Below are 26362 nucleotides of genomic sequence, written 5' to 3' on the forward strand. Positions count from 1 at the left end.
GGGAGGTTCACGGGGGGGGCCCCCGCGCCCCCGCGCGGCGGCCCCCCCCCCCCCCCCCGGCGGCCCCCCCCCCGGGCGCCCCCGGGGGGGGGGGCCCGCGGGGGGGCCCGACCCTGTCCGGTGGGGCGTGCGGCGCCATTTCGCGCTCCCCGTACGGGTGGTGGATCGTCGGGAGCGGTGCTCGCAGGCCGAAAATCGCGCTACGGTGGTGCTCCGCTACGGAGGGACGGCATATGCCCGAGGTTCAGTCCTGCTCCGGCTGCGGCGGGTCCGGGGGGACCCAGAAGACCGAGGCAACGGTCGAACTGGACGAGGAAGGGAGCATGGTGCCCAGGGTCCACGAATTCTGGTCGCCCTGCGGTCGGTGCCACGGATCCGGGACGGTGATCGTCGGATGAGGTTGGTCTTCGAGTGCGTCGAGTGCGGTGGGCACTACCTGCCGCCCGAGGAGATGGTGTACCCGGACGGGCCGGCCTCGCCGGTCTGGTGCACGGGCTGCCACAGCGCCAAGCGCGACGCTGGTGTCCGGGAGGACCCGCTACTCGCCCGCGTCGCCCTGGCCGCCGCCCGCGCCGCGCTCGCCCGGCGGGCCGCCGAGGCCGCCGACCAGGTCGTGCGCGGCGACGTCCGCCCGTCCCGGCCGCCGCTGTCCCGCCGCGCCCGCTCGGGGCCGGGCGGGTTGCGCAGCAAGCTGGGCTGACGCCGCCGGCTCAGAACAGCGCTTCCTGGGTGTCCGGCTCCGGCGGGCGGACCCGCTCCTGCAGGATCAGCCCCTCGGACGCCCGGCCGGCCACGGGCGTCAGCGTCCAGCCGGTGAGCCGCCGGGTGTCCAGCAGCAGCGGGCCGGAGCCGTCGGCCTGGTCGAGGAACAGGTGCTTGCCGATCGGCGGCCGGAGCCGGCCCGCGATCACGGCGCCGTCGGCCAGACCGGCGATCTCCCGGTAGGTCTCCGGGGCGCCGGCCGCCAGGCCGTAGCGCTCCACGTGGTCCACCACCGGACGGTCCGCGAGCAGCTCCACGGCGTGGCCGTCCAGCAGCCGGTGCGCCCGGGCGCGGGCCTCGGTGAGCACCGTACGGCGGTGCGGGACGTCGCCGTGCGACCACCAGTGCTCGGCCTTGAGCCGGGACTTGTACCGCTCACGGGCCAACCCCGACGCGGCGACGGTGAGTTCGGCGCGGCGCACCGCCGGCAGGCCACCCCTGGCGGTGAACGCGTAGGCCAGCGCGCCCTGTTCGAGCAGTCGGCTGTCGCCGCGCTGCTCGGCGGTCAGGCCGACCTTCAGCAGGCCCTCGCCGAACCAGGCGAGGTAGAGCAGGTAGGTGCGGCCGTCGTCGAGGATCTGGTCCCGCGCCAGGGCGAGGCCGCGGTCCACGCTCTGGCAGGCCGGGCACTGCGTCGCGCCGCCGTCCGGATCGATCACCGCGTGGTGCGGGCACGGGGTGCGTTCCGTCGCCCCGACCAGCCAGGCCCCGACGCAGCGGCGCGGCCCGCCGAGCAGCCAGCCGACCTCCGCGCCGGGCGTGACGGCGCGCTCGTGCACCCGGCTGCCGCGCACCGCGCCGAGCACGGCGCGGCCCGCCTGCCAGCCCAGGCCGGTGGAGACCCAGCCTGCCGGCCGGTCCGGCTGCTGCGGTGGGGGAATCGTCACGGGCATCCTTCCCTCTCGGAGCAGCGAGGTTACCCGCCGCCACCGACACACCGCACCCGTCCCTCCCGCGGGCGGATCGGCGGGCGGCGTGCCTCGGTGGTGGGCTGTTCGGTCGGTCGGCGGCGGGGGCGCCTTCCGCGGCGACGCCCGTGTCGTCGGTGATGGTGTCAGCGGAACGGTCCGGTGCCGGGGTCGTCGAAGGAGCCGGCGGTGCCGGGTTCAGCAGCGCCGTGGCGGCCGCGACCCCGCAGGTCGCGGGCGCTTGGCCGGGTGGGGTGTCCGCGTTCTATTGTGGCGGGCGCGGTCGGTGGCGCCGCCGGGAGGCGGCGCGGACAGGAGGGGTGGACGTGGCGGGGCGGCGGAGCAGCGGGGTGCTGGCGATCTGGGCGGAGGCGCAGCGGCAGCAGCAGCGCCGGGAGGAGGCCCGGTGGCGTGCCGAGGCGGCGGAGGAGCGCCGGCGGGAGCGGGAGCAGCGCGAGGCGCAGCGGGCGACTGCCCGCAACGAGCGGGAGGCGCAGCGGGCGTACCAGCAGTCGCGGGAGGCCGAGGCGGCTCGGCGGACGGCCGAACTGGACGCCCGGGTGGAGGAGTTGAGGGGCCTGCTGGCGGCCGGGCTGGCCGCGCCGGCGTTCGGTCCGCAGGCGCTGTTGGCGCCGAGTGCGGTGCCGCCGTTCGATCCGGGGCCGCTGGGTGGGCCGGTGCCGATGCCGGACCAGGCGTCCGCCGCCTACTTCGTCCCGCCGCCGGATCCGGTGCAGGCCCGCAATCCGGGGGTGCGGCGCCAGTACGAGCAGTACCTGGCGCAGGCCCGGGCGCGGTTCGAGCAGGACTGGTACGCCGCACAGGCGCGGGAGGCGGACCGGCAGCAGCGGCTGGCCGCGTACCACCGGGAGTACCTGGCCCGGGTGGAGCGCTTCCGCCGCGAGGACGAGGAGCGCGGCGCCCGGACCGAGGAGCTGTTGCGCCGGCTGCGGGCGGGCGAGCCGGAGGCGGTGCAGGAGTACTTCACGGCGGGTCTGTACGCCTCGGCGGCCTGGCCGGAGGGCTTCCCGCACCGGCTGGTGGCGGCCTTCGACGCGGCGGGCCGCCAGCTGGTGGTGAACTGGGAGCTGCCGGGGGCGGACGTGGTGCCGGCGGCCGGCCGGGTGCGGTACGTGAAGTCGGACGACCGCGAGGCCGAGGTGGCCCGCCCGGCGACGGAGCGCAAGGCGCTGTACCGGCAGGTCCTGGCGCAGTCGGCGCTGCGGGTGGTGGCGGAGGTGTTCCGGGCAGACCGGGACGGGCTGTTGGACTCGGTGGTGCTGAACGGCTTCGTCCTCGGCATCGACCCGGCGACCGGCCGGGAGGCCGAGCGCTTCGTGTCGACGCTGACCGCGACCCGGGCCGGCATCGCCGGGCTGGCGCTGGACCGGGTGGACGCGGTGGAGTGCTTCCAGGGCCTGGGCGGCCGGTTGTCGGCGCGCCCGGAGCGGCTGGACGAGGTCCGGCCGGACCGGCGGCCGGAGACGGTCGGCGGGAGCCTGGCCGGGCACGGCGGCGAGGACGAGCCGGACCTCTTCGAGATGGATCCGCTGGACTTCGAGGACCTGATCGCCGAGCTGTTCCGGCTGCGCGGCTTCCGGGTGATGACGACGGCCCGCAGCGGCGACGTCGGGGTGGACGTGGTCGCCGAGGACCTGGACCCGGTGACCGGCGGCAAGATCGTGATCCAGGCGAAGCGCTACAAGAAGACCGTTCCGCCGACGGCCGTGCGCGACCTGGAGTCCACCGTGCGCCACCACGGCGCGATCAAGGGCATCCTGGTCACCACGGCGGGCTTCGGCCGCGGCTCGTACAGCTACATCGAGGGCAAGCCGTTGACCCTGGTGAGCGGCCCGGAGCTGGTCGAGCTGCTGGCCGAGCAGGGCCTGCGCGGCCGGCTCGGCGGGGGCGACCCGGCCGCCGCGGGCGCCCGGCCGCAGGAGGCCGACCCGGCCGGGCGGGAGACCGCGCTCACGGTGAGCTGGCAGAGCCGGACGGCCGGCGGGGACGCGGTGGAGCTGGACGTCACCGCCTTCCTGTGCGCCGGGGGCCGGGTGCTCAGCGACGAGCACTTCGTGTTCTTCAACAGCCCGCAGGACCCGGACGGCGCGGTCCGGCTGCACCCGACCCGCTCGGTGCCGGGCGAGCCGACCCGGGCGGCCCGGCTGACCCTGGAGCTGCACCGGCTGCCGGCCGCGGTCGAGGAGGTGGTGGTGGCCGTCTCCACCGAGGAGGAGGAGCCGCCGGTGGTGCCGCTGGGGTACGTGCACGGGCTGGCGGTCGCCGCCGCGTACGGGCCTGGTGCGGCCGGTCCGGCGGACTGGGCGGGCACCACCGGCGGGGTGCCGGACAGCGCGATGGTGCTGGGTGCCTTCCGGCGTTCGGGTGGCGGCTGGGAGTTCAGCCCGTCCGGCCGGGCGGTGACGAACGGTCTGGCGGGGCTGGCGACGGCCTTCGGGGTCGCGGTGGAGTAGCGGCCCGGCGCCGGTCCGGACCCGGGCCGCGCCCCGGCCGGGACGGCCGAAGGCTTCCGGCCGGGCCCCGCCCCTGAGGGGTCCGGGTCATACCAGAGGAGGAGAGTGCCCCCGCCACCCCGCCGGGTCGGCGGGGGCCGACCGTCCGCTCGGCATACACGTCGCACAAGAACGCCTTGGGAGGATGGACTGGAGTCCGATTTTCCGTTTTTTCATCCCCAGGAGTGAGTCCACGTGACGTTCCCCGCAACCGCCGTCCGCACCGGCCTGGCGGCCGCCCGCGCCACCGGCCTGAACAAGGTCTACGGGGAGGGGGAGACCCGCGTCGTCGCCCTCGACAACGTCAGCGTGACCTTCCCCCAGGGCGAGTTCACCGCCATCATGGGCCCCTCCGGCTCCGGCAAGTCCACCCTCATGCACTGCATGGCCGGCCTCGACACCGTCACCTCCGGCTCCTCCACCATCGGCGACACCGAACTCGTCGGCCTCAAGGACAAGCAACTCACCCAACTGCGCCGCGACCACATCGGCTTCATCTTCCAGGCCTTCAACCTCCTCCCCACCCTGACCGCCCTGGAGAACATCACCCTGCCGATGGACATCGCCGGCCGCAAGGTCGACAAGGCCTGGCTCGACCGCGTCGTCGACACCGTCGGCCTCTCCGGCCGCCTCAGCCACCGCCCCTCCCAGCTCTCCGGCGGCCAGCAGCAACGCGTCGCCTGCGCCCGCGCCCTCGCCGGCAAGCCCGACATCATCTTCGCCGACGAACCCACCGGCAACCTCGACTCCCGCTCCGGCGCCGAGATCCTCTCCTTCCTCCGCAACTCCGTCCGCGAACTCGGCCAGACCGTCGTCATGGTCACCCACGACCCCGTCGCCGCCGCCTACGCCGACCGCGTCGTCTTCCTCGCCGACGGCCGCATCGTCGACGAACTCCACCACCCCACCGCCGACACCGTCCTGGACCGCATGCGCCGCTTCGACGCCAAGGGCCGCACCAGCTAGAGCACACCCCCTCACGGCCCACCGGCCGCGAGCCGCCCGAGGTCCCGAAGCCACCCGTCCCCACGAGCACCCCAGGACTGACAACCCCTCATGTTCCGCACCGCATTGCGCAATGTGCTGGCCCACAAGGGCCGACTTCTGATGACGACGCTGGCCGTCATGCTCGGCACCGCCTTCGTCGCCGGCACGCTGGTCTTCTCCGACACCCTCGGCGAGGCGCTCAGGACCCAGAACTCCAAGAGCTACACCGACATCGCCGTCACGGTCAGCGACCACGAGGCCGGCTTCCGCGGTTACGACCACGGCGCCCGGGTCACCACCGGCCCGACCCTCACCGAGGAGTCCCGTGCCAAGGTCGCCGCGCTGCCGGGCGTCGCCGACGCGCGCGGCGTGGTGAGCGGCTTCGCCGGCATCGCCGACAAGAAGGGCGCGCTGATCGGCAACGGCTTCTCCACCACCGGCACCAACTACGTGCCGGGCACCGACGGCACCGACCCGCGCTACCCGCTGGTCGAGGGCCGCGGCCCGAAGAACGCCACCGAGATCGCCCTGGACGCCAAGACCGCCGACAAGGGCGGCTACAAGGTCGGCGACACCGTCCGGGTCGCCGTCAACGGCCCGGTCATGGAGCTCAAGCTCACCGGCACCCTGCGCACCAACGACCCGCGGGTGTCGGCCGGCGGCTCGCTCGCCGCCTTCGACACCGCCACCGCCCAGCAGCTCTACCTGAGCCCGGGCCGCTTCGCCGAGCTGGACGTCAAGGCCAAGCCGGGCACCGACGACGACGCGCTGCTCGGCGCCGTCAAGCAGGCCGTCCCGCAGGGCGACAACATCGAGGCCCGGACCGGCCGCGAGCTCGCCGCCGAGCAGGACCGGATGATCAAGCAGGGCACCAAGTTCCTGAGCACCTTCCTGATGGCCTTCGCGGGCATCGCCCTGTTCGTCGGCATCTTCATCATCGCCAACACCTTCACCATGCTGGTCGCCCAGCGCACCAAGGAACTGGCCCTGCTCCGCGCCGTCGGCGCGACCCGGCGCCAGATCACCCGCTCGGTGCTGATCGAGGCGTTCCTGGTGGGCCTCACGGCGTCGGTGGCCGGTCTGCTGGCCGGCATCGGGATCGCCGTCGGCCTCAAGTCGTTCCTCAACGGCCCGATGGACGCCAACCTGCCGGACGGCCCGCTGATCATCGCCCCGAGCACGGTCGTCGCCGCGATCGCGGTCGGCGTGCTGGTGACGGTGCTGGCCGCCTGGCTGCCCGCCCGCCGTGCCTCCCGGATCGCCCCGGTGGCGGCGATGAGCTCGGCCGAGCAGCCCGCCACCCAGAAGAGCCTGGTGATCCGCAACACGATCGGCCTGCTCTTCGCCCTGGCCGGCGCGGGTGCGCTGGCGGCGGGCGTGGCCGGCAAGGAGGTCAAGACGGTCGGCCTCGGCGCCGGCGCGCTGCTGATCGGCGTGTTCGTCCTGACCCCGCTGCTGTCCCGGCCGCTGATCAACCTGTTCGCGCCGCTGCTGCGCGCCCTGTACGGCACTCCGGGCAAGCTGGCCAAGGAGAACGCCATCCGCAACCCGCGCCGCACCGCCGCCACGGCCTCGGCGCTCACCATCGGCGTCACCCTGATCACCTCGCTGACGGTGATCGGTGCCTCGGTGAACAAGGCCGTGGACGACGCGGCCGCGACCGACCTCAAGGCCGACTACGCGGTCACCATGGAGAACTTCTCCATGCTCTCCCCCGAGGTCTCCACCCAGATCGCCAAGGCGCCCGGCGTCACCGCGACGAGCGTGGTGCGCACCGTCCCGGTGGAGACCGGCGCGGACGGCTCGGACAGCGACTGGGTGACGGCGGTCGACGCCACCACCATCGACCGGCTGGTCACCGTGAAGGTCAAGGACGGCTCCGCGGACGCCCTCAAGGAGGGCAAGCTGATGGTGAGCGCGGGCAGCTCCGGCCAGAGCCGCTACCGGGTCGGCGAGGCCCTCGCCGTCACCTACCCGGACGGCAGCAAGGGTTCGCTGACCGTCGGCGCCGTCATCGAGCACAACTCGGTGCTGGCCGGGATCGTCGCCCCCGACGCCGTCGTCGGCCCGCACGCCCTGCCCGGCTCCGGGCTGGACAAGGTCCTGGTCAAGGGCGCGAACGGCCCGACCGGGGAGCTGAAGCAGGCGGTGCGCGACGCCACCGGCGGCAACCCGCTGATCGCCGTCAAGGGCGAGAAGGACATCAAGGCGGAGAACCGCCAGATGCTCAACGGGATCCTGAACATGATGTACGGGCTGCTCGGCATGTCCGTGATCATCGCGGTGCTCGGTGTCGTCAACACCATGGCGATGTCGGTGTTCGAGCGCCGCCGGGAGATCGGCATGCTGCGGGCGATCGGCCTGGACCGGCTCGGCATCCGGCGGATGGTCCGCCTGGAGTCCCTGCTGATCGCGCTGTTCGGCGGACTGGTCGGGATCGGCCTGGGCGTCCTGGTGGCGTGGGCCGGTGTCCGCACGCTGGCGGACGACGTCAAGGGCATCACCACCGTGGTGCCGCCGGTCCAGGTCGCCGGCTTCCTGCTCGCGGCCGCCGTGATCGGTCTGCTGGCCGCCCTGTGGCCCGCCTTCAAGGCGGCGAAGCTGGACATCCTGGGCGCCATCAAGAGCGAGTAGCCGGGGCGGTACGCCAGGGAGCCCCCGGGGTGGTCCGTGCGGACCGCCCCGGGGGCTCCGTCGTGTCACGGCCCGGCGAACACCACGCCCTGGTTGGAGGGTTGCAGGCTGCCGGTGGTCAGGCCCTGGGCGGAGACGAGCAGTTGCAGGACCGGCTTGCCGTCGAGGCCGAGCACCTCGGCGGTCAGCTGCCTGGTCTCGTCCGGCGGGGTGAGCTGCAGGCCGGCGATCACGTGGCAGGTCGGGTCGGCCTTGTCGCAGGAGCTCCACTTGAGGCCGGAGAAGGCGGTCGTCTTCGGCTTCAGGGTGATCGCCGTGGGCGGCCCGGGGTGCGGCTCCCGCTTGACGGCCAGGGTGTCCGCGCTGTTGTCGGCCCGCAGACCGCCGTAGCCCGGGTAGCCGAACAGGGTGCAGCTGCGGCCGCCCTTGTTGGTGACCATCACCATGGCCGAACCGGCGTCCTGGAGCTGGACGGTGGCGGTGAGCTCGTCGGCCGTGCAGCGCGCGCCGGCCGACTGCGTCACCATCGGCCCGGTCGGCGTCGCCCCGGGGACGGTCGCCTTGCCGCCGCTCGTCGGCTGCGCGGACGCCACCCCGGTGACGGTCACCGTCGGCGCCGGCTGCGCGCCCGCCCCGACGTCGTCGTTGCACGCGGTCAGCAGCACGGCTGCGGCGAGCGCCGTCAGCCCGGCGGCGGCGATCCTGGCAGGCCTGCGAACGGTCATGGTCCCCCCACGGGTGAACGGTCGGTGTTTCCGCCCCCGACCACGACGCCCGGGACCGGTGCGGTTCCGGCTGTGACGCACTCATGACGAAACCGCCCCGCCCGGCGGGTGCCGGGCGGGGCGGTCGGGGGCCGGACTGCGGGGTCAGGCGGCCGGGGTGGCGGTGACGGGCCGGGCGGGCTTGCCCTTGTCGCCGCCGAGGAGGTTGAAGAAGACGGCCAGGGTCGGGGTGAGGTAGAGCAGCCAGACGACCAGCTGCAGCACCGTCGGGTCGGGCTGGAAGTTGAACACGCCCTTCAGCAGGGTGCCGTACCAGCTGTCCTTCGGGATGGTGCTGGAGATGTCGAAGGCCAGGCTGTGCAGGCCGGGCAGCCAGCCGGCCTCCTGCAGGTCGTGCACGCCGTACGCGAGGACGCCGGCCGCGACGACGACCAGCATGGCGCCGGTCCAGGTGAAGAACTTGGCCAGGTTGATCTTCAGCGCGCCGCGGTAGAACAGCCAGCCGAGCACCACCGAGGTGAGCAGGCCGAGCGCGGCGCCGATCAGCGGGTTCCAGCCGTCACCGGTGGCCTGCACGGCCGACCAGATGAACAGCGCGGTCTCCAGGCCCTCGCGGCCGACGGCCAGGAAGGAGGTGACCACCAGGGCCGTGGTGCCCATCGCGAGCGCCGCGTCCAGCTTGCCGTGCAGCTCGGCCTTCAGGTGCCGGGCGGTGCGCCGCATCCAGAACACCATCCAGGTCACCAGGCCGACCGAGATGACCGACAGCGAACCGCCGAGCGCCTCCTGGGCCTCGAAGGTGAGCTGCGAGGAACCGAACTGCAGCACCGCGCCGAACGCCATCGAGAGCACCACGGCCGCGCCGACGCCGAGCCAGACCGGCGGCAGCTTGTCCTTGCGCTCGGTCTTGACCAGGTAGGCGATCAGGATGCAGACGACCAGGCTGGCTTCGAGACCTTCGCGCAGGCCGATCAGGTAGTTGCCGAACACGCGGGCTCCTGGGGGGTGAGGTGGTACGTACGGGGGTGGCGGCGGGTCAGCCGAACAGGGCCTGGCCCCACCACTCCCCCGGCTTGCGCACGCCCGCCGGGCAGGCGAAGTGGGCGGAGCCGACGTGCTGGATGTACTCGTTGAGCTTGTCGCTCGACGCCAGGCGGGTCTGCAGCGGCACGAAGGCCTTGCGGGTGTCGCGCTGGTAGGCGAGGAAGAACAGGCCGGCGTCCAGGCGGCCGAGGCCGTCGGTGCCGTCGGTGAAGGAGAAGCCGCGGCGCAGGATCATCAGGCCGTTGTTGGCGTCCGGGTGGGCGAGCGCGACGTGCGAGTCCGCGGGCATCGCCTTGAGGTCGGGCGCGTCGTGCTCCTTGGCCTTGCCGTACGGGGCGCCCTCGCCCTTGGTGCGGCCGAAGACGTCCTCCTGCTCCTTGAGCGAGGTGCGGTCCCAGGTCTCGATGTGCATCCGGATGCGCCGGGCGACCAGGTACGAGCCGCCGGTCATCCACTCGGGGCCGTCGCCGGGGGCGGCCCAGACGTGGTCGGCGAGCTTCGCCGTGTCGGTGCCCGCGATGTTGTGGGTGCCGTCCTTGAAGCCCATCAGGTTGCGCGGGGTCTGCGCGTCCGGGGTGGTGGAGGAGGTCTTGCCGAAGCCGAGCTGGGACCAGCGGATGCTGACGGTGCCCATGCCGATGCGGGCCAGGTTGCGGATCGCGTGCACGGCGACCTGCGGGTCGTCGGCGCAGGCCTGGATGCAGAGGTCGCCGCCGCTGCGGTTCGGGTCGAGCTTGTCGCCCTTGAAGCCCGGCAGGTCGATCAGGGCCTCGGGGCGCTTGGCCTGCAGGCCGAAGCGGTCCACGCCGTCCTTGTCGAACAGGCTCGGGCCGAAGCCGATGGTGAGGGTGAGCCGGGAGGCGGGCAGGCCGAGGGCCTCGCCGGTGTCGTCCGGCGGGGCCTCGGGCAGGCCGGTGGCGGCGCCGGTGCCGACCTCGCGGCCGCCGGTCATCGCGGCGGCCGCCTTGGTCCAGTCCTTGAGCAGCTTGACCAGCGACTCGCGGGTGGCCTTCTCGGACACGTCGAAGGCGGCGAAGTGCAGGCGGTCCTGGACGGGGGTGGCGATGCCGGACTGGTGGTCGCCGTAGAACGGCACCTCGGCGCCGGCCGGGGCCGCGGCGGCCGCCGGGGCGGCGTCGTCCTGCTTGGTGGCGGCGGCGACCGAGCCGACGGCGGCGGCACCGAGCGCGACGCCCGCGCCGGCCCAGCCGATGACGGCGCGCCGGCTGACCGCGCCCTTGGTCGCGGTGGCGTCGGTGGCGGTGGCATCGGTGGCGGCCGGCGTTCCGGTCTGCTGCTGGTTCTCGGCGTCCATCGGCGGGCGGGCCCTTCTCGGTACTGAACTGCTCGGGGGTACTGAACTGCTCGGGGTGCTGACCCTGTGCGTGGTGCTGACCCTGCGCATGGCGCTGACCTGCGCCGATCCGCGGGCCGGGCCGGTGGGCCGGCTCACGGATGCCGTGGCGGCCGGTCGGGGCCGCCACGGCGTCATGGGGTGGGTGGTGCGGGAACCGCGGGGTCGGTTACTTGACGACCACGGCGGCGGCCAGCTTCGACAGCGGCTCGCCCAGCGAGTTGACCGCGTCGGAGAAGGTCTTGCGCTCGGCCTCGGTGACCTTGTCGTAGGAGGTGAAGGTGCCGTCGGCCTGCTTGTACTTGGCGAGCAGGGCGTTGATGGCGGCGAACTCGGAGTCCAGCGTCTTGGCCAGCTCCGGGTCCTTCTCGGAGGCGACCGGCTTCAGCAGCTCGTAGGCCTTCTGCGCACCCTCGACGTTGGCCTGGAAGTCGGCCAGGTCGGTGTGGCTGTAGCGGTCCTCCTCACCGGTGATCTTGTTGGTGGCGACCTCGTCCAGCAGCTCCTTGGCGCCGTTGGCCATGCTGGTCGCGGTGATCTCGGCCGCGGGGATCTTCGCCTGCCAGTCCTTGAGGTCGTTGACCAGCTGGTCGGCGAGCTTCTTCTCGTCGTCGCCGATCCTGGCGTCCGCCCAGAGCGACTTCTCCAGCTTGTGCCAGCCGGTCCACTGCTGGCCGGCCTCGACCTTGTCCTCACGGGTGTCGGTCTTGGGGTCGACGTCGCCGAAGCTCTCGGCGACCGGCTCGGTGCGCTCCCAGCCGGTGCGCGAGGCCGCGTACAGCGACTTGGCCTTCTCCAGGTCGCCGGCCTTGATCGCGTCGGCGAAGGCCTGGACGGCCGGGACGGTCGCGTCGGCCTGCTCCTGGGCGTACTTACGGTAGGAGTCGACGGCCGCGGCCAGGCGCGGGTCGGCGGACGCGGCGCTGCCGCCCTCGCCGGTGACGGTGATCTTCTGGCGAATGCCGTCGCCGACCATGCCGGGCTTGCAGGCGACCTCGTACGAGCCGGCCTTGATCTCGGCGTTGATGCTGGCCTTGGTCCCGGGGCCGATGTTCTCGCGCTCGGTGATGATCTTGTCACCGTCGCCGTAGACGTAGACCTCGGTGGTCTTGGAACCCTTGTTGCTGATGTCCAGCACCACGTGGCCGGCCGGGAAGGTGGTCTTGGAGACCTCGCACGCACTGTCGGTGGCGTTCACCTTGACGGCGTCGGAGGAGCTCGCCTTGTCGTCCTTCTTGGACGAGCAGCCGGCCAGGGTAGCGGTCGCCACGGCGAGGGTGAGCAGCACTGCTGCGGTGGAACGGCGACGGGCGGACATGGGTGCTCCAACGGAAAAGGGCATGGGGGTGCCACGGCATTGCGGGGTCGGCGGGGCGAGCCCCGTCGTTAGCTAAGGCATACCTTACGTATGGATGTCCCAGCGTCTACACCCACCCCCTGAACCGTTACCTTCCCGGTGTCCGGCGGGCGGCGGCCCGCGCGCTCCAGCGGCCCTCGTGGCGGCCGATCCGGATCGGGTGGCCGAAGGTCTCGCTGATCAGAGCGGTGGTCATCACCTCGTCCACCGGCCCGGCCGCGACGCACTCGCCGCCGCGCAGCAGCAGGGCGTGGGTGGTGCTCTCCGGCAGTTCCTCCAGGTGGTGGGTCACCAGCACGCTCGCCAGGTCCGGGTGCTGGTGGCGCAGCAGGTCCAGGCTGTCCAGCAGCAGCTCGCGGGCGGTGAGGTCCAGCCCGGTGGCGGGTTCGTCGAGCAGCAGCAGGCGGGGGCTGGGCATCAGGGCGCGGGCGATCAGGGCCCGGCCGCGCTCGCCCTGGGAGAGGGTGGTCCACGGCGCGCCGGCCATCGCGCTCATGCCGAGCGTCTCGATCAGCCGGTCGGCCCGCTCCAGCACCTCCGGGGCCGGCTTGCGGTGCAGCTCCGGTTCGATGGTGTTGGTGTGCCCGGTGAGCACCACCTCCCGGACGGTCAGCGGCGAGCGCAGCGGGTGGCGCGGGTTGACGTGCCCGAGGTGGGCGCGCAGCTCGCGGATGTCGACCCGGCCGAGCCGGCGGCCGAGCACGTCGACCTCGCCGTGGGTGGGGTGGGAGACGGCGCCGAGCAGGGCGAGCAGGGTGGACTTGCCCGCCCCGTTGGGGCCGAGCAGCGCCCAGTGCTCGCCCGGCTGGATCTCCAGGCTGATCCCGCGCAGCAGGTACCGGCCGTCGCGCACGACGTCCACGTCCCGGGTGCGCAGCAGCGGGCCGTCGAAGGGCTGGCTCATGGGGTGGGTGTCTCCGATCGCGGCGCCGGACGGGCCCGGTGCCGTCCGTCCGCGTGCAGAGTACAACCGTCGGCCCGGCGCGGGCGTGGCCGTCCGCAGGGTGGACTCGCCACAACCCTGTTGCCCGAAGGGAGTTGGGAGGAGGATCGTGCCTCCGAGGGGACGAGGGGGAGGCGGGATGAGCGTGGACACGGAACGGGCCCGGACCCTGCACGAGCTGGTCGAGCAGCAGGCGCGCCGGGCGCCGGCGGCGGTGGCCGTGCGCTGCGGTGAGCGCGAGCTGACGTACGGCGAGCTGGACGGGCGGGCGCAGCGCCTGGCCGCCGTGCTGGCGGAGCACGGCCTGGCCCCGGGCGGCCGGGCGGCGGTGGCGCTCGGTCGGGGCACCGAGGTGTACGTGGCGCTGCTGGCGGTGCTGAAGACGGGCGCGGCGTACGTGCCGCTGGAGCCGAGCGCGCCGGACGCGCTGCTGCGGCACGTGCTGGCCGACGCGTCGCCGGACGTGGTGGTGACCGAGGAGGTGCACCGGGTGCGGCTCGCGGACGCGAGCGGGGCGGCGCCGGTCTGCGTCGACACGGCCGCGCCCGCGGTGGCGCCGTTCGAGCCGCCCGAGGTCGCGCCGCAGGACCCGGCCTGCGTCTTCTACACCTCCGGCTCCACCGGCCTGCCCGTCGGCGCGCTGGTCGAGCACCGCAACCTGCTCGCGGCGTACGAGGGTTGGCGCGAGGTGTACGGGCTGACCGCCGAGGACCGGATCCTGCAGACGGCGAGCCTGGAGTTCGACGTCTTCACCGCCGACTGGGTCCGGGCGCTGGGCACCGGCGCCACCCTGGTGGTCACGCCGTTCAACCTCACCCTGGACCGCACCGTCGACCTCGGCGCGCTGCCCGCCCTGGTGACTGCCGAGCGGATCACCGTCCTGGAGCTGAACGTCCGCACCGCGCGCCGGCTGACGGCCCTGCTGGCGGAGACCGGCGAGGGCCTGCCCGGGGTGCGGCTGCTCACCGTGGGCGCCGAGAAGTGGTACCTGGACGAGCAGTTGGGCCTGCAGCGGCTGCTCGGCGAGCGGGCCCGGGTGCTGAACGTGTACGGCCTGGCCGAGGCCACCGTGGACAGCACCTACTTCGACGTGCGGGGCACGGCCGCCGCCGACGGCGCCGAGCGGGTCTCGCTGGTGGGCCGCCCCTTCCCCGGCACCCGGGTGTACGTGCTCGGCCCGGACGGCACCCCCGCCGCGCCCGGGACGGCCGGGGAGATCGCGATCGGCGGCAGCGGTCTGACCCGCGGCTACCTCGACCGGCCCGAGGAGACCGGGCGCCGCTTCGTCCGGGCGGACTTCGACCCGGACGGGCGGGTGCTGCTGACCGGGGACGTCGGGCGGCTGCGGCCGGACGGCGTGCTGGAGTTCGTCGGCCGGGCCGCCAACGCGCTCGGGCCGGTCCCGCAGGCCCGGAAGAGCTCGGTGGTCTCCCGGGTGGTGGCGGCGGCCCGGGCCGAGGGAGTGCTGCGCTCGCACCCCGCGGTGCGGGAGGCCGCCGTGGTGGAGGTGGACCTGCGGCCGGGGCAGCGCCGGCTGGTCGGCTACGCGGTGGCGGAGCCGGGGGGCGAGGGCGCGGACGGCTGGTCGCTCTCGCAGCACCTGGCGGCGGAGCTGCCGGCCGGGGAGGCGCCCGCGGCGGTCGTCCCGGTGTCCGAGCTGCCGCGCACCCGGGCGGGCAAGCTGGACCGCGCGGCCCTGCCGCTGCCCGCCCCGCCGGAGCACACCGCCCCGCGCCCGGCGGCGCGTTCGGGGAAGGCCGGCTCCCGGAAGGGCGGCGGCAAGGCCGGGGGCGGCTCCGGCGGTGACTCGGCCTTCACGAACGGCTGCGCGGCGGTCCTCTGCGTGCTGGTGTTCGCGGGGGGCGCGTGGGTGACGACCGACATCCTCTTCCCCGGCTCGACCGACCTCACCGGAGTCCCCGCCCCCTACAGCAACTTCTTCCGGCTGCTCTACCTCTGCGAGAACCTGGCCTTCGGCGCCGGGTTCGTCTACTTCTGCATCGGCCTGGACGCCGTCCGGCGGCTGGGCAGGCCGGAGCGGCTGTCGGTGCTGACCCATCTGGCGATCACCTGGCTGCTCGTCAACTGGTGGCCGCAGGACAACCTGTACCGGATCACCAGGGCCACCGACTGGCCGCGGGAGACGGCGCTGGTGTTCGCGTTCAACATCCCGCTGATGCTCGCGGCGCTGGTGCTGGTGCGGTTCGTGGTCTGGCGTCCGCCGGTCGGGAAGGGGTGACGGCGGGCCGCGGGTGACGGAACGGGGGTGCCGGCCGGACGCGGGTGACGAGTGGGAGAGGTGGTGTCGGCGGGCCGCGGGTGACGGTGGTTCACCTGAGCGCCTCGAACATCCCGGCCAGCCCGTGGTTGGCGGCGGCGACCAGTGCCTCGGCCGCGTCCAGCGCCTCGACGTCCGGCCCGGCGAGGGCGAGGCCGACGGCGGGCTCCGGCTCGTGGCAGGCCGTCGGGATCAGCGGCAGCAGGGTGACACCGAGCCGGGCGCAGCGCGGCCGCAGCCGCTGCAGGTGGTCGTGCAGCGCCGCCGGGGCGAGCCGGGCGCCGAGCGGCATGCCGTCCAGGGTGCGCACCAGGTGGCCCGGTCCGCGGACCGCGTCGAGCCGGGCGGCCAGCACGAAGGCGACGGCCGGGCCGGTGAGCCGCAGGTTGATCTCGGTGGGCGCGAGCCGGCGCTCGCGGTCGGTGACGAAGTCGACGTCGTACCAGCCGCGGTAGCCGTCGGCGGCCAGCCGCTCGCCCACGGCCAGGGTGAAGCGGCGGGCGGTCGCGGCGGCGCCCTGCGGCACCGCGCCGGGGCCGACGGTGACGCCCTGGTAGCGGGTGCCGGCCACGTCCATGGCGCCCGCGCCGACGGGGTGGACGGTGCCGTCCGGGCCGACGACGGCGTCGTAGGTGAGGTCGCGCAGCCGGGCGGCCGGGCCCGGGGAGACGTGCTCCTCCAGCAGCAGCGCGCCGTCGGCCGGCAGGACCTCGGTGCGGACCAGGCGGCGCAGCATTGCCCGGCCGCCGCCCGCGGCGAACAGCTCGGCGGGCTCGACCACGACGGTGCCGTAGCCGCCCACGCCGTGCGGGCTCTTCAGGACGGTGGTCAGCCCCCGGGCGGCGCGGGCGGTGAGCCGGCGGGCGGCCCGGCGGCGGCCGTCGGGGCGCTCCTGGCGCGGCAGGCGGATGTCCGGGTGCCCGGGGGCGAGCGCGGAGAACAGGTCGTGCGCGGCGGCCTTGGACTCGTAACGGCGGACGGCCGCCAGCTCGGGCCCCTCCCCCTGGGCGGGCGTCCGCCCCCACCGCACCACCGGGTGGCCGGAGTCGGCGATCCGCGCGGTCAGCGCGGGGCGGGCGGCGAGTGCTTCGGCCACCGTGTCGTCCGGTGCCACGCCGCTGTACACCTCGACCGGCCCCCAGGCCAACTCCCGGGCCAGCCAGTCGGTCCACTCCGGGGCGACCTCGGCGGGCAGCACCAACACGGCCGGCTCGGGGCTGTAGCCGACGGCCAGGCAGGCGTAGTGGTGCGCCTGCCGCAGCCGGCGCAGGCGCTGCGCCGCGTCCATGCCGGGGGCGAAGAACTGCGCGTTGAAGTCCGCGACGTCGCCCAGGTGCACGGCGGCCCGGCCGCCGGTCCAGGCCCCCACCCATCCGTCCATGGACCGAGAGCGTAGGGCCTGCCCGGGCCGGACGCGCGGGTTTCACAGCGCCGGGTGTAGTCGATCGTCACGACGGCCCCGTAGAGCGCTTGTTAACTTCTGATCATTTTTGACTGTCCAAGGACACAACTTGGCAAAGTTATGACCTTCCCTCTAGCTGCATCTGACTGATCGCCGTCAATCTCTGACCAGCTCCTATCCCTGCAGCTAACCCCCACTGGAGTTCCGAGTGACCCCCACGTCCTCATTCCGCCGTGCCCGCGTGGCCGGAGCCATCGCGGTCGTCGCCGCCCTCGCCGGCGCGACCGTCCCCGCCGCCACGGCCTCCGCCGCGCCCAACCCGCGCGAGGCCGCGATATCCCAGGCCCGCGCCAACGTCGCCCACAACGCGGCGGTGTTCGGCTTCGGCGCCGGCCAGGACCTCGTGCTCAAGGACGTCGTGCTCGACGCCGACGGCACCTCGCACGTGCGCTTCGACCGCACCTTCCAGGGCCTGCCGGTGGTCGGCGGCGACCTGGTCGTCCACCAGGACGCCAAGGGCAAGTTGAAGGACACCACCCGCGCGGCCGCCCATGACGCCGCCGTGAAGTCGACCACCCCCAAGGTGCCCGCGCAGTCCGGCGCAGCGAACGCGCTCTCCGCCGCCCCGGGCGTCCGGGACGCCGTCAGCACCCCCGAGCTGGTCGTCTGGGCCGCCGACGGCACGCCCCGCCTCGCCTGGCGCACCACCGTCGAGGGCAGCGGCGAGCACGGCGAGCCGGCCGGCAAGGTCGTCGTCACCGACGCCACCACCGGTGAGCAGATCGAGTCCTACGACGCCGAGCACCAGGCCTCCGGCACCGGCAACTCCGAGTACACCGGCACGATCACCATCGACACCACCCCGGTCAGCGGGGGCTACACCCTGACCGACCCGGTCCGCGGCCACGTCACCAAGGACGCGCACAACCTCTCGTCCGGCTCGGTCAAGGCCTCCTCCGGCACCGCCTTCACCAGCGCCTCCAACGTCTGGGGCGACGGGAAGAAGTTCTCCACCGACCGCTCCACCGCGGCCGTCGACGCCCACGCCAACACCGCCTGGACGTACGACTACTACAAGAACACCTTCGGCCGGAACGGCATCAAGAACGACGGCAAGGGCGCCACCGTCTTCGTCCACGTCGGCACCAACTGGGACAACGCCCAGTGGTCCGACGCCTGCTTCTGCATGATGACCGGCGACGGCGACGGCTCCCACGACCCGGAGCAGGTCGACCTCGACACCATGGGCCACGAGATGACCCACGGCGTCACCAGTGCCACCGCCAACCTGCGCTACAGCGGCGAGTCCGGCGGCCTCAACGAGTCCACCAGCGACATCTTCGGCACGATGGTGGAGTGGTACGCCAACAACAAGGTCGACACCCCCGACTACCTGTTCAGCGACCAGTCCACCCCGCCGTGGCTGCGCCGCTTCGACAAGCCCTCGCTGGACGGCTCCTCGGCCGACTGCTGGAGCAGCTCGGTCGGCAAGCTGAACGTGCACTACTCCTCGGGCGTCGGCAACCACTTCTTCTACCTGGCCAGCGAGGGCAGCGGCAGCAAGACCATCAACGGCTTCGCCTACAACAGCCCCACCTGCAACAACTCCACGGTGACCGGCATCGGCAACCAGAAGGTCGCCAAGATCTGGTACCGCGCGCTGACCGTCTACATGACCTCCACCACCAACTACAAGGGTGCCCGCGCCGCCTCGCTGAACGCGGCCAAGGACCTCTACGGCGCCGGCAGCACCGAGTACAACGCGGTGGCGGCGGCCTGGAGCGGCGTCAACGTCAACTGACGCACGAGGTCCGTACGAGGTCTGTACGAGGTCTGTACGAGGTCTGTACGAGGTCTGTACGAGGTCTAGTGGTCGAACCCGATGTGGCAGTGGTCGTGGTGGGTGTCGTCGGTGAAGAACCGGTTCCCGGCCCCCGCGATCGCCACCGGGCCGCCCACGTTGTACGAACCGGCGGCGGCCGCGTCCCGCATGAAGGACTCGATCAGCTGCCGGGGCGTCGCCGGATCCACCACGGCCATGCCGTCGATCCGCCAGACGTCGAAGGCCCGGCCCGGCGGATGGTCGCTGGGCCGGGTCGTCCCGAAGACGTCCAGCGGGTGGCCGGTCCGCACCACGCTCACCGACAGCGTGTACGGGCCGGCCAGCCGCAGCATCGCCTCCGGCACGCTGGCGTGGACGGTGCCGCTGCTCAGATCGGCGGCCGCCTCGGGCGGCAGCTCGATCCGCGGCTCGGCCAGCACCCGGGCGACCGCCGGGGGCGGTGCGGCGGCGGCCGGGCCCGCGACGCCCGGGTGCAGGTCGGTGACGGTCCAGCGCGGCGCGGCCCGGCTCAGCCGGACGTCCACGGTGGTGCCGCCCTCGGCCACCGAGCCGTCCGCGCCCCGGGTCCACTGCCGGCACACCACCAGCACGCTCGCCGAGTCGGCCAGGATCCCGCCGTACTGGGCGACGATCACCTCCAGGCTCGCCTCGACCGCCGGTGGCGCCAGCGGGCCCGCCTGGTCGGCCAGCGCGGGCGGCAGCCCGAGCGCCGCCACCCGGGCCCGGGCCGCCTCCACGCCCTGCCCGCCGGGCGGCCAGGCGCCCAGCGCGGCGACCAGTTCGACGGCACGGCGCTTCACGTCGGGCTGGATCTCGGACGGGCCGGGCTGCCACAGCGGCGGCTGCGGCAGCGGGGTGGCGACGGCGGTCGGCGCCGGTGTGGCCGTGGGCGTCCCCGCACCGGGCGGTGTTCCGGTCGCTGTCCCGGGCGTCGGCGTGCCCGGACCCGGCCCCGTCGCCGGCGGCTTGCTCCCGCTCGTACAGCCCGCCACCGCGCCCAGGACCAGTGCCGCCGCGCCCGCCCGCAGCACCCCGCGCCGGCCGGTAGCCGGAACACCGCCGCCCACCGTCGTGTCGTCGCCCGTCGTGCCGTCGCCCGTGCGGTCCGCCGTGCCGTCACCCATGCGGTCAGTATGCGGCCCGGGGCGTTGCGGGCGGCGGAGGCTGCGGAGGCGTCAGAGGTGTCAGAGGTGTCAGAGGCGTCAGCCCAGCCGGCGGATCGGTTCGCCCGCCAGGAAGGCCGCGATGTCCTCCACCGCCTCACGGTAGTAGCGCCGGTAGTTGTCCTGCGAGACGTACCCCAGGTGCGGGGTGGCCAGCAGCCGGGGCGCACTGCGCATCGGGTGGTCGGCGGGCAGCGGCTCGGTGTCGAAGACGTCCACCGCGGCGCCCGCGATCGTGCCCCCGGTGAGTGCGGCGAGCAGCGCGTCCTGGTCGACGACGGCCGCCCGGGAGGTGTTGACCAGGTAGGCCCCGGGCTTCATCAGCGCGAGTTCGGCCGCGCCGACGAGCCCCCGGGTGCCCTCGTTCGACGCGAGGTGGACCGTGACGAAGTCGCTGCCGCTCAGCAGTTCCTCCTTGGTCGCCGCCCGGCGCACGCCCGCCTCGGCGGCGCGCTCGTCGGTCAGGTTCCGGCTCCAGGCGACGACGTCCATGCCGAAGGCGAGCCCGACCCGGGCGACCGCGCTGCCGATCCGGCCGAGGCCGAGCACGCCGAGCACCCGTCCGTGCAGGTCGGCGCCGACGGTGCTCTGCCAGGGGCCGCACTCGCGCAGCGCGGTGTTCTCCGCCACGATGCCGCGGGCGAGTCCGAGCAGCAGCGCCCAGGTCAGCTCGACCGGCGGGGTGCCGGAGCTGGCCGTGCCGCAGACCGTCACGCCGTGCGCCTCGGCGGCCGCGAGGTCGATCACCGAGTTCCGCATGCCGGTGGCGACCAGCAGCCTGAGCTTCGGCAGCCGGGCGAACAGCGAGGCCGGGAAGGGCACCCGCTCGCGCAGGGTGACCACGATGTCGAAGTCCGCCAGTGCGTCGGCCAGTTCCTTCTCCGTGCGGAAGTGCATCTTGAAGGCCGTCACCGCCACCCGGTCGGTGACCGGGGACCAGTCGGCGAAGCTGGTGGCGACGCCCTGGAAGTCGTCCAGGACGGCGCAGCGAAGGGTCGCAATCGTCATACCCGCACTCTGGCAGAGCGCCCCGCCCACCCGGCGCGCCGAGTCCGGCTGCGGCCCGCCGGTCTGTCAGATTGGCCCGCGGAGGGGGATTCACCGGCACCGGAACCGAGGAGACCCGCGATGGCCAGACTCACCCTCACCACCTTCGTCACCCTCGACGGCGTGATGCAGGCCCCCGGCAGCCCCGAGGAGGACCGCGCCGGGGGGTTCCCGCACGGCGGGTGGCTGGCGCCCTTCCTGGACGCCGACACGGACCGGTTCGTCGACGAGGTGTTCGAACGCCCGCAGGCCTTCCTGCTCGGGCGGCGGACGTACGAGATCTACGCCTCCTACTGGCCCGGGGTGACCGATCCGGCCGACGGGGTGGCCGCCAAGCTGAACGGCCTGCCCAAGTACGTCGCCACCCACACCCTCACCGATCCCCGCTGGGCGAACACCACGCTGCTCGGCGGGGACGTCCCGGCCGAGGTCGCCCGGCTCAAGGAGCGCCTCGACGGTGACGGCGAACTGCAGATCCACGGCAGCGGTGCCCTGGCGCGCACGCTGATGGGCCACGGCCTGATCGACGAGTACCACCTGGTGGTCGCCCCGGTGGCGCTCGGCGCGGGCATCCGGCTGTTCCCGGAGGGCGGGCCGCCGACCGCCTTCGCGCTCACCGCCTCCCGGATCACCGCGTCGGGCGCGGCGCTGCTCAGCTACCGCCCGGCCGAGCCGGCCGCGTTCGGGGGCTTCAGCCGGTCGTAGGCGGCCTCAGGGGCCGACGGCCTCAGGAGCCGGTGGCCTCACGGACGGAACCGGTGCCCGCTCCCCGCGCCGTCTCCCGCGCCTGCTCCGGCGCCCGCTCTCGCGGTGCCCTCCGCCACGCCGGGTGGCCTAGCCGGCGGCGGCGCCGGACCTCCAACCGGCCAGCTCCGCCGGGCGGTTGGTGATGATGCCGTCCACCCCGGCGGCCGTGAGGGCCTTCCAGCGGTCGGGCCGGTCGACCGTCCAGACGTTGACGGCGACCCCGGCGGCGTGCAGTTCCCGGACCACGCCGGGGCGCGCGGAGAGCGCGTCGTCCGAGGGGTTGTAGGCGGCCAGCCGGAGGTCGCGGGCGGTGGCGACCGGGTCGGCGTCCAGGGTGGAGCGGAGCAGGGCGAGCGGCAGCTCGGGGGCCAGTTCGCGGGTGAGGCGCAGCGCGTCCACCTCGAAGCTCTGGACGAGGACCCGGTCGGTCATGCCGTGGTCGCGCACCTCCCGCACGATCCGGGCGACCTCCTCCCGGGTGTGCGGCCCCTTGATCTCCAGCAGCAGCCTGCCGCCGCGGGTGCGCAGGTCCTCCAGTTGGGCGGCCAGCGTCGGCAGCCGGGTGCCGGCGTACGACGGGGCGAACCAGGAGCCGGCGTCCAGGGCGTCCAGCTGTGCGGCGGTCAGGTCGCGGATGCGGCCGGTGCCGTCGGTGGTGCGGTCCACGGTGTCGTCGTGCAGCACGTACGGGACGCCGTCCCGGCTGGGCTGGACGTCGTCCTCGATCCACTCGGCGCCGGCCCGGCGGGCCACCTCGTCGGAGACCAGGGTGTTCTCGGGGGCGGCGGAGGAGGCGCCGCGGTGCGCGTACACGGTCGGCGGCGCGCCGCCCGGGCGCAGCGGGGTGTCGGCCACCGGGGCGGACGGCGGCAGGGGTGCCCCGGTGAGCGCCACGGCGCCGAGGGCGGCCCCGAGCAGCGCGACCACAGGGCCGGTCCGGCGACGGCGGGGGTGCTGGTGCTGCCGCATGGGTGTCATGCCCGCACGCTACGGGCGTCGGGGCGGATCCGGCCGCCGACATCCGGGAAGTGGGATGACATTACGGTAGGCGGAGGAACCGATCATCAGCCCTCCGCCAGCGGCGCCAGCAAGGCCTCCGCCGACGCGGTCCGCGCGTACAGCACCGACCGCCCGGCCCGGTGGGCGCTCACCAGCCGGGCGTCCCGCAGGGCCGTCAGGTACTGCGACACCGCCGACGGCGAGAGCCCGGTGCGCCGCGCGAGCTCGGTCGTGGACGCCGGGGCCGCCAGCTCCGTCAGCAGCCGGGTGCGGGAGCGGCCGAGGACGGCGGCCAGCGCCCCGGTGCCGGCCGCCGCGGCGGTCGCCCACAGCGTGCCGGTGCCGCGCGCCGGGTAGGCGAGCTGCAGCGGGTCCGGCGGGGCGAGGCGGGTGTAGAGGGACGGGCCGGTGAAGGCGGACGGGATCAGCAGCAGGCCCGCCCCGGCCGTCCGGCCCGGCAGCGGGCGGGTGCGGTGGCGCAGCCGCAGGGTGTCCTCCGTCCACCGGAGTTCGGCGTGCAGGTCGTTCAGCACCCGCGCCGCGCCGTGCTCGGCGGCCTGCCGGGCGCGGTGCAGCACGTCCGCGTCCAGGACGGCGCGGATCCGCACCCAGTACGGGGCGAGCGCCAGCTCCCAGTACGCCTCGACCGCCTCGGTGAGCCGGCCCAGCCCGCCCGCCGGGTCGCCGTGCAGCGCGCGCAGCCGGGGCCCGAGCCGGCCGCCCCGGTCGTCCCGCAGCCGGTCGAGGTCGCGGCGGACCTGCTCGGCCGGGGTGGCCCGGATCGCCGCCAGCTCCTGCGCCAGCGTCGGGGCGGGGCCGGCGGGCACCGGGTTGATGAAGTCCGGCACGTACCCGGCGGGCGGGACCAGCTCGGCGAGCAGCGCGTACGCCGGGCCGAGCGCCGCCAGCCGGGGCCGCACCTGCTCCACCCACGGGCGGTGGACGGCGTGGGCGAGCCCCGAGCCGAGCAGCCGCAGGCTCGGGCCGACCTCCCACATCGGTGAGACCGCGAAGCGCATCCGCGCCAGGTCGCCCGCCGTGAACAGCAGCTCGGCCGCCAAGCCCCCACCCCCGTGGATTCAGGCATGTTCGAATCTTTGGCGGTCAGGATAGCGCCGTGGCGATCATGACGGACATGACTACGGAGACCCTCCCGACCACCCCCACCGCCCCCGTGACCACCGCCGCCTCCGGCACCTGGACCCTCGGCGACCTCGTCGTCCACCGCATCGGCTTCGGCGCGATGCGCCTGCCGCAGACCGGCCCCGCACTCGTCCCGCACGCCGTGCCGCGCGACCGCGACCAGGCCCTGCGGGTGCTGCGCCGCGCGGTCGAGCTCGGGGTCGACCACATCGACACCGCCGACTTCTACTTCTCCCCGCTGCGCTCCGCGAACGAGCTGATCAACCGGGCGCTCGCCCCGTACCGGGACGGCCTGGTGATCGCCACCAAGGTCGGCTCGGGCCGCAACCCCGACGGCGCGTGGGCGGAGCACGCCCGCACCCCCGAGCGGCTGCGCGCCCAGGTCGAGCAGAACCTGCGCCAGCTCGGCCGCGACCACCTCGACGTGGTCAACCTGCGGATCGTCGGCACCGACTCGGTGGCCGAACGCTTCGGCGCGCTGGCCGAGTTGCGGCAGGCCGGGCTGATCCGCCACCTCGGCCTGTCCAACGTCCACCCGCACCAGCTCGCCGAGGCGCAGACCATCGCGCCCGTGGTGTGCGTGCAGAACCCGTACGGCATCGGCGGGTGGTCCCGGCAGGACGACATGCTGCGGCTCTGCGGCGAGCAGGGCGTCGCCTTCGTCCCCTTCTACGCGATCGCCGGCGCCGGACGGCAGCACGGCGCCCGCGAGACCGAGCCGGCCCAGGTACGGGCGGTGGCCGAGGCGCGCGGGGTGAGCACCGCGCAGGTCCGCCTGGCCTGGACCCTGCACCGCGGCCCGCACGTCCTGGCCATCCCGGGCACGGGCGACGTGGCGCACCTGGAGGACAACATCGCGGCCGGCGCGCTGCGGTTGTCGGACGAGGAGCTGGCCCTGCTGGACGGGGCCCACACCGCGGAGGCCGCCACCGGCTGAGCACCGAGCCGCTGAGCACGGACCCGCGTGCGCAGCGGGCCCGCGGCGCACGCCCGGCGGGGCCCACCGGCCGGGCACCCGGGAGCGGCGGAACCGGTGGCGCGCGTCGCGCGTCGCTTCGGGACGACACGATCCGCCGACCGTCGAGGAGTTCCGAAGCATGACCGACCTCGCCACCCGCTACCTCTACCTGGCCCGTCACGGCGAAGCCTCGCACGCGGACGACAGCGGCCTCACCGACGCCGGGCGCCGGCAGGCCGAGCTGCTGGGCCGCCGGCTCGCGGGCCGGCCGATCACGGCGCTGCACCACGGGCCACTGCCCCGGGCCACCCAGACCGCGCGGCTGGTCGCCGAGCAGCTGCAACGGGACGGCGTGGCGCCGGTGGTGTGCGAGGAGGCCGGGGACTTCGTCCCCCACCTGCCGGAGCGGTCCGAACTGCCCGAGGACAGCGCGGAGTTCCTCCTGGACTTCCTCGCGGGCACCACGGCGGAGGAGGCCAGGAGCGGGGCGGTGCTGGCGCAGCGGGCGGTCGAGCGGTTCACCGGGCCGGTGGCAGGCGGCGAGGAGCGGCACGAGCTGGTCGTCACCCACGCCTTCCTGGTCGGCTGGCTGGTTCGGCACGCCCTGGACGCCCCGGACTGGCGCTGGCTCGGCGTCAACGCCGCCAACGCGGGCTTGACCGTGCTGCGTTACGCGCCCGGCCGGCCGCCCGCCGTCCTGCTGCTGAACGACCAGAGCCACCTGCCCGAGGAGCTGCGCTGGACCGGGTACCCGCCGGCGGTTCGCTGCTGACGTGCCCGGGAAGCGTCACTGACGTTCCGTCAACCCGGCGTCGACAGAATATGCAGACCGGTCTACTATCGCGGCATGGGAGTCAAGGGCGAGGAGACCCGGGCCCGGCTGATCGCCGGCACCAGGGAACTGATCGAAGCGCAGGGCTACTTCGGGACGGGTCTGAACCGGATCGTGGCCGCCACCGGCGCGCCGCGCGGCTCGCTCTACTTCCACTTCCCCGGCGGCAAGGACCAGTTGGTGGCGGCCGCGCTCACCGAGGCCGGCCAGGAGGTCGAGGCGCTGCTCGCCGCGCTCGCCGCCGAGGGCGCCGACACCGCCGCCCTCGCGGAACGGCTGGTCGAGGCCTTCGCCGGACGCCTGGCGGAGTCCGACTACACCAGTGGCTGCCCGATCGCGACCGTCGCCCTGGAGACGGCGGGCACCAACGAGCCGCTGCGGACCGTCTGCGCCGAGGTGTACGGGAGCTGGCAGCAGGTGCTCGCCGGCCGGCTGGAGGCCGAGGGCTTCGGCGCGGCCGAGGCCGAGACCGCCGCGGGCCAGGTGCTCGCCCTGCTGGAGGGCGCCGTCCTGCTCGCTTCCGTCCGGCGCAGCCGCGAACCACTGGACCACGCCCGGTACGCCGTCCGACAGCTGCTCGGCAGGCCCGCCGGGAACAGCGGGCGCGGCGGGGCCGGCCACCGCGACGCGTAAGCCGGAGGTGGGGCGGCCGGGGCGCGGGGGCCCCCCCCCCGCCCCCCAAAAAAAAAAAACCCGGGGAAGGAAAAAAATAAACAAGTCCGG

The 26362-nt window shown here is 74.3% G+C and carries 21 protein-coding genes; 10 read left to right on the plus strand and 11 right to left on the minus strand.

The genetic code is table 11. From position 1 onward, the window contains the following. Positions 1-394 precede the first annotated feature (394 nt). The gene (locus ACIRST_RS25835; RefSeq protein ID WP_402804647.1) at positions 395-700 is read left to right on the plus strand and encodes a hypothetical protein; all 306 of its coding nucleotides are present in this window, start codon (positions 395-397) and stop codon (positions 698-700) included. Between the two features lie 10 nt (positions 701-710). Here the strand turns inward: ACIRST_RS25835 and ACIRST_RS25840 are convergent, their stop codons facing one another. Beyond that, entirely contained in the window at positions 711-1649 is a 939-nt protein-coding gene (locus ACIRST_RS25840; protein ID WP_350526380.1) for a DUF2797 domain-containing protein, read from the minus strand. A gap of 347 nt (positions 1650-1996) precedes the next feature. Between ACIRST_RS25840 and ACIRST_RS25845 the strand changes: the two genes are divergently transcribed. The 3 genes from ACIRST_RS25845 to ACIRST_RS25855 all read left to right on the plus strand — a co-directional run bounded on the left by ACIRST_RS25845 (position 1997) and on the right by ACIRST_RS25855 (position 7804). Then, positions 1997-4144: a restriction endonuclease gene (locus ACIRST_RS25845; RefSeq protein WP_402804649.1), complete on the plus strand. Its 2148-nt coding sequence runs from the start codon at positions 1997-1999 to the stop codon at positions 4142-4144. Positions 4145-4378: 234 nt separating this feature from the next. Next, on the plus strand, positions 4379-5149 hold the full coding sequence (locus ACIRST_RS25850; RefSeq protein WP_402804651.1) for an ABC transporter ATP-binding protein: 771 nt from the start codon (positions 4379-4381) through the stop codon (positions 5147-5149). A 90-nt stretch (positions 5150-5239) separates the two neighbouring features. Further along, positions 5240-7804, plus strand: coding sequence for an ABC transporter permease (locus ACIRST_RS25855; RefSeq protein WP_402804653.1), 2565 nt, complete (start codon positions 5240-5242; stop codon positions 7802-7804). 65 nt (positions 7805-7869) lie between these two features. On the opposite strand, the gene ACIRST_RS25860 is transcribed toward ACIRST_RS25855, so the two are convergent. From ACIRST_RS25860 to ACIRST_RS25880, 5 genes are all read right to left on the minus strand, one after another. After that, complete coding sequence (locus tag ACIRST_RS25860) at positions 7870-8529, minus strand: DUF4232 domain-containing protein (RefSeq protein ID WP_402804655.1); 660 nt, start codon at positions 8527-8529, stop codon at positions 7870-7872. A gap of 144 nt (positions 8530-8673) precedes the next feature. Next, positions 8674-9519 (minus strand): iron uptake transporter permease EfeU, encoded by an 846-nt coding sequence (efeU, locus tag ACIRST_RS25865; RefSeq protein WP_402804657.1) that lies wholly within the window; start codon positions 9517-9519, stop codon positions 8674-8676. Positions 9520-9565: 46 nt separating this feature from the next. Further along, a complete protein-coding gene (efeB, locus tag ACIRST_RS25870) occupies positions 9566-10888 on the minus strand; it encodes an iron uptake transporter deferrochelatase/peroxidase subunit (RefSeq protein WP_402804659.1) in 1323 nt (440 codons plus the stop codon). A gap of 208 nt (positions 10889-11096) precedes the next feature. Then, positions 11097-12245 (minus strand): iron uptake system protein EfeO, encoded by a 1149-nt coding sequence (gene efeO, locus ACIRST_RS25875; protein WP_402804661.1) that lies wholly within the window; start codon positions 12243-12245, stop codon positions 11097-11099. Between the two features lie 127 nt (positions 12246-12372). After that, complete coding sequence (locus ACIRST_RS25880) at positions 12373-13188, minus strand: ABC transporter ATP-binding protein (protein WP_396553575.1); 816 nt, start codon at positions 13186-13188, stop codon at positions 12373-12375. Between the two features lie 178 nt (positions 13189-13366). Here ACIRST_RS25880 and ACIRST_RS25885 point away from each other — a divergent pair, with 178 nt between their 5' ends. Continuing rightward, positions 13367-15466, plus strand: a complete 2100-nt coding sequence (locus ACIRST_RS25885; RefSeq protein WP_402804663.1) for an amino acid adenylation domain-containing protein — start codon at positions 13367-13369, stop codon at positions 15464-15466. Between the two features lie 91 nt (positions 15467-15557). Here the strand turns inward: ACIRST_RS25885 and ACIRST_RS25890 are convergent, their stop codons facing one another. Then, positions 15558-16886, minus strand: a complete 1329-nt coding sequence (locus tag ACIRST_RS25890; RefSeq protein WP_402804665.1) for a hypothetical protein — start codon at positions 16884-16886, stop codon at positions 15558-15560. Between the two features lie 262 nt (positions 16887-17148). Between ACIRST_RS25890 and ACIRST_RS25895 the strand changes: the two genes are divergently transcribed. Beyond that, positions 17149-18708 carry a M4 family metallopeptidase gene (locus tag ACIRST_RS25895; RefSeq protein ID WP_402804667.1) on the plus strand — a complete coding sequence of 520 codons (1560 nt, stop codon included), beginning with the start codon at positions 17149-17151 and terminating at the stop codon, positions 18706-18708. A 65-nt stretch (positions 18709-18773) separates the two neighbouring features. On the opposite strand, the gene ACIRST_RS25900 is transcribed toward ACIRST_RS25895, so the two are convergent. Then, the gene (locus ACIRST_RS25900) at positions 18774-19874 is read right to left on the minus strand and encodes a hypothetical protein (protein ID WP_402804669.1); all 1101 of its coding nucleotides are present in this window, start codon (positions 19872-19874) and stop codon (positions 18774-18776) included. A 78-nt stretch (positions 19875-19952) separates the two neighbouring features. Continuing rightward, entirely contained in the window at positions 19953-20921 is a 969-nt protein-coding gene (locus ACIRST_RS25905) for a D-2-hydroxyacid dehydrogenase family protein (protein WP_396553569.1), read from the minus strand. A gap of 120 nt (positions 20922-21041) precedes the next feature. Here ACIRST_RS25905 and ACIRST_RS25910 point away from each other — a divergent pair, with 120 nt between their 5' ends. Next, on the plus strand, positions 21042-21665 hold the full coding sequence (locus ACIRST_RS25910; protein ID WP_350524826.1) for a dihydrofolate reductase family protein: 624 nt from the start codon (positions 21042-21044) through the stop codon (positions 21663-21665). 129 nt (positions 21666-21794) lie between these two features. On the opposite strand, the gene ACIRST_RS25915 is transcribed toward ACIRST_RS25910, so the two are convergent. Then, positions 21795-22685 (minus strand): glycerophosphodiester phosphodiesterase family protein, encoded by an 891-nt coding sequence (locus tag ACIRST_RS25915; RefSeq protein ID WP_350524827.1) that lies wholly within the window; start codon positions 22683-22685, stop codon positions 21795-21797. Positions 22686-22771: 86 nt separating this feature from the next. Then, positions 22772-23767, minus strand: a complete 996-nt coding sequence (locus ACIRST_RS25920; RefSeq protein WP_402804672.1) for an ArsR/SmtB family transcription factor — start codon at positions 23765-23767, stop codon at positions 22772-22774. 65 nt (positions 23768-23832) lie between these two features. Between ACIRST_RS25920 and ACIRST_RS25925 the strand changes: the two genes are divergently transcribed. The 3 genes from ACIRST_RS25925 to ACIRST_RS25935 all read left to right on the plus strand — a co-directional run bounded on the left by ACIRST_RS25925 (position 23833) and on the right by ACIRST_RS25935 (position 26272). Beyond that, on the plus strand, positions 23833-24786 hold the full coding sequence (locus ACIRST_RS25925) for an oxidoreductase (protein WP_402804813.1): 954 nt from the start codon (positions 23833-23835) through the stop codon (positions 24784-24786). Positions 24787-24946: 160 nt separating this feature from the next. Beyond that, the gene (locus ACIRST_RS25930) at positions 24947-25579 is read left to right on the plus strand and encodes a histidine phosphatase family protein (protein WP_402804674.1); all 633 of its coding nucleotides are present in this window, start codon (positions 24947-24949) and stop codon (positions 25577-25579) included. A gap of 75 nt (positions 25580-25654) precedes the next feature. Next, positions 25655-26272, plus strand: coding sequence for a TetR/AcrR family transcriptional regulator (locus ACIRST_RS25935; RefSeq protein WP_350524830.1), 618 nt, complete (start codon positions 25655-25657; stop codon positions 26270-26272). Positions 26273-26362 lie beyond the last annotated feature (90 nt).

The sequence above is a fragment of the Kitasatospora sp. NPDC101447 genome, assembly GCF_044767225.1.
Classification (GTDB): domain Bacteria; phylum Actinomycetota; class Actinomycetes; order Streptomycetales; family Streptomycetaceae; genus Kitasatospora.

What these genes read in the sequence shown, in the direction of transcription:
- ACIRST_RS25885 (WP_402804663.1), top strand. Translation starts at nt 13,367, where the DNA reads ATGAGCGTGGACACGGAACGGGCCCGGACCCTGCACGAGCTGGTCGAG.
- ACIRST_RS25900 (WP_402804669.1), bottom strand. Translation starts at nt 19,874, where the DNA reads ATGGGTGACGGCACGGCGGACCGCACGGGCGACGGCACGACGGGCGAC.
- ACIRST_RS25930 (WP_402804674.1), top strand. Translation starts at nt 24,947, where the DNA reads ATGACCGACCTCGCCACCCGCTACCTCTACCTGGCCCGTCACGGCGAA.
- ACIRST_RS25855 (WP_402804653.1), top strand. Translation starts at nt 5,240, where the DNA reads ATGTTCCGCACCGCATTGCGCAATGTGCTGGCCCACAAGGGCCGACTT.
- ACIRST_RS25910 (WP_350524826.1), top strand. Translation starts at nt 21,042, where the DNA reads ATGGCCAGACTCACCCTCACCACCTTCGTCACCCTCGACGGCGTGATG.
- efeB (WP_402804659.1), bottom strand. Translation starts at nt 10,888, where the DNA reads ATGGACGCCGAGAACCAGCAGCAGACCGGAACGCCGGCCGCCACCGAT.
- ACIRST_RS25905 (WP_396553569.1), bottom strand. Translation starts at nt 20,921, where the DNA reads ATGACGATTGCGACCCTTCGCTGCGCCGTCCTGGACGACTTCCAGGGC.
- ACIRST_RS25860 (WP_402804655.1), bottom strand. Translation starts at nt 8,529, where the DNA reads ATGACCGTTCGCAGGCCTGCCAGGATCGCCGCCGCCGGGCTGACGGCG.
- ACIRST_RS25935 (WP_350524830.1), top strand. Translation starts at nt 25,655, where the DNA reads ATGGGAGTCAAGGGCGAGGAGACCCGGGCCCGGCTGATCGCCGGCACC.
- ACIRST_RS25835 (WP_402804647.1), top strand. Translation starts at nt 395, where the DNA reads ATGAGGTTGGTCTTCGAGTGCGTCGAGTGCGGTGGGCACTACCTGCCG.
- ACIRST_RS25915 (WP_350524827.1), bottom strand. Translation starts at nt 22,685, where the DNA reads ATGACACCCATGCGGCAGCACCAGCACCCCCGCCGTCGCCGGACCGGC.
- ACIRST_RS25925 (WP_402804813.1), top strand. Translation starts at nt 23,833, where the DNA reads ATGACGGACATGACTACGGAGACCCTCCCGACCACCCCCACCGCCCCC.
- ACIRST_RS25890 (WP_402804665.1), bottom strand. Translation starts at nt 16,886, where the DNA reads ATGGACGGATGGGTGGGGGCCTGGACCGGCGGCCGGGCCGCCGTGCAC.
- ACIRST_RS25880 (WP_396553575.1), bottom strand. Translation starts at nt 13,188, where the DNA reads ATGAGCCAGCCCTTCGACGGCCCGCTGCTGCGCACCCGGGACGTGGAC.
- efeO (WP_402804661.1), bottom strand. Translation starts at nt 12,245, where the DNA reads ATGTCCGCCCGTCGCCGTTCCACCGCAGCAGTGCTGCTCACCCTCGCC.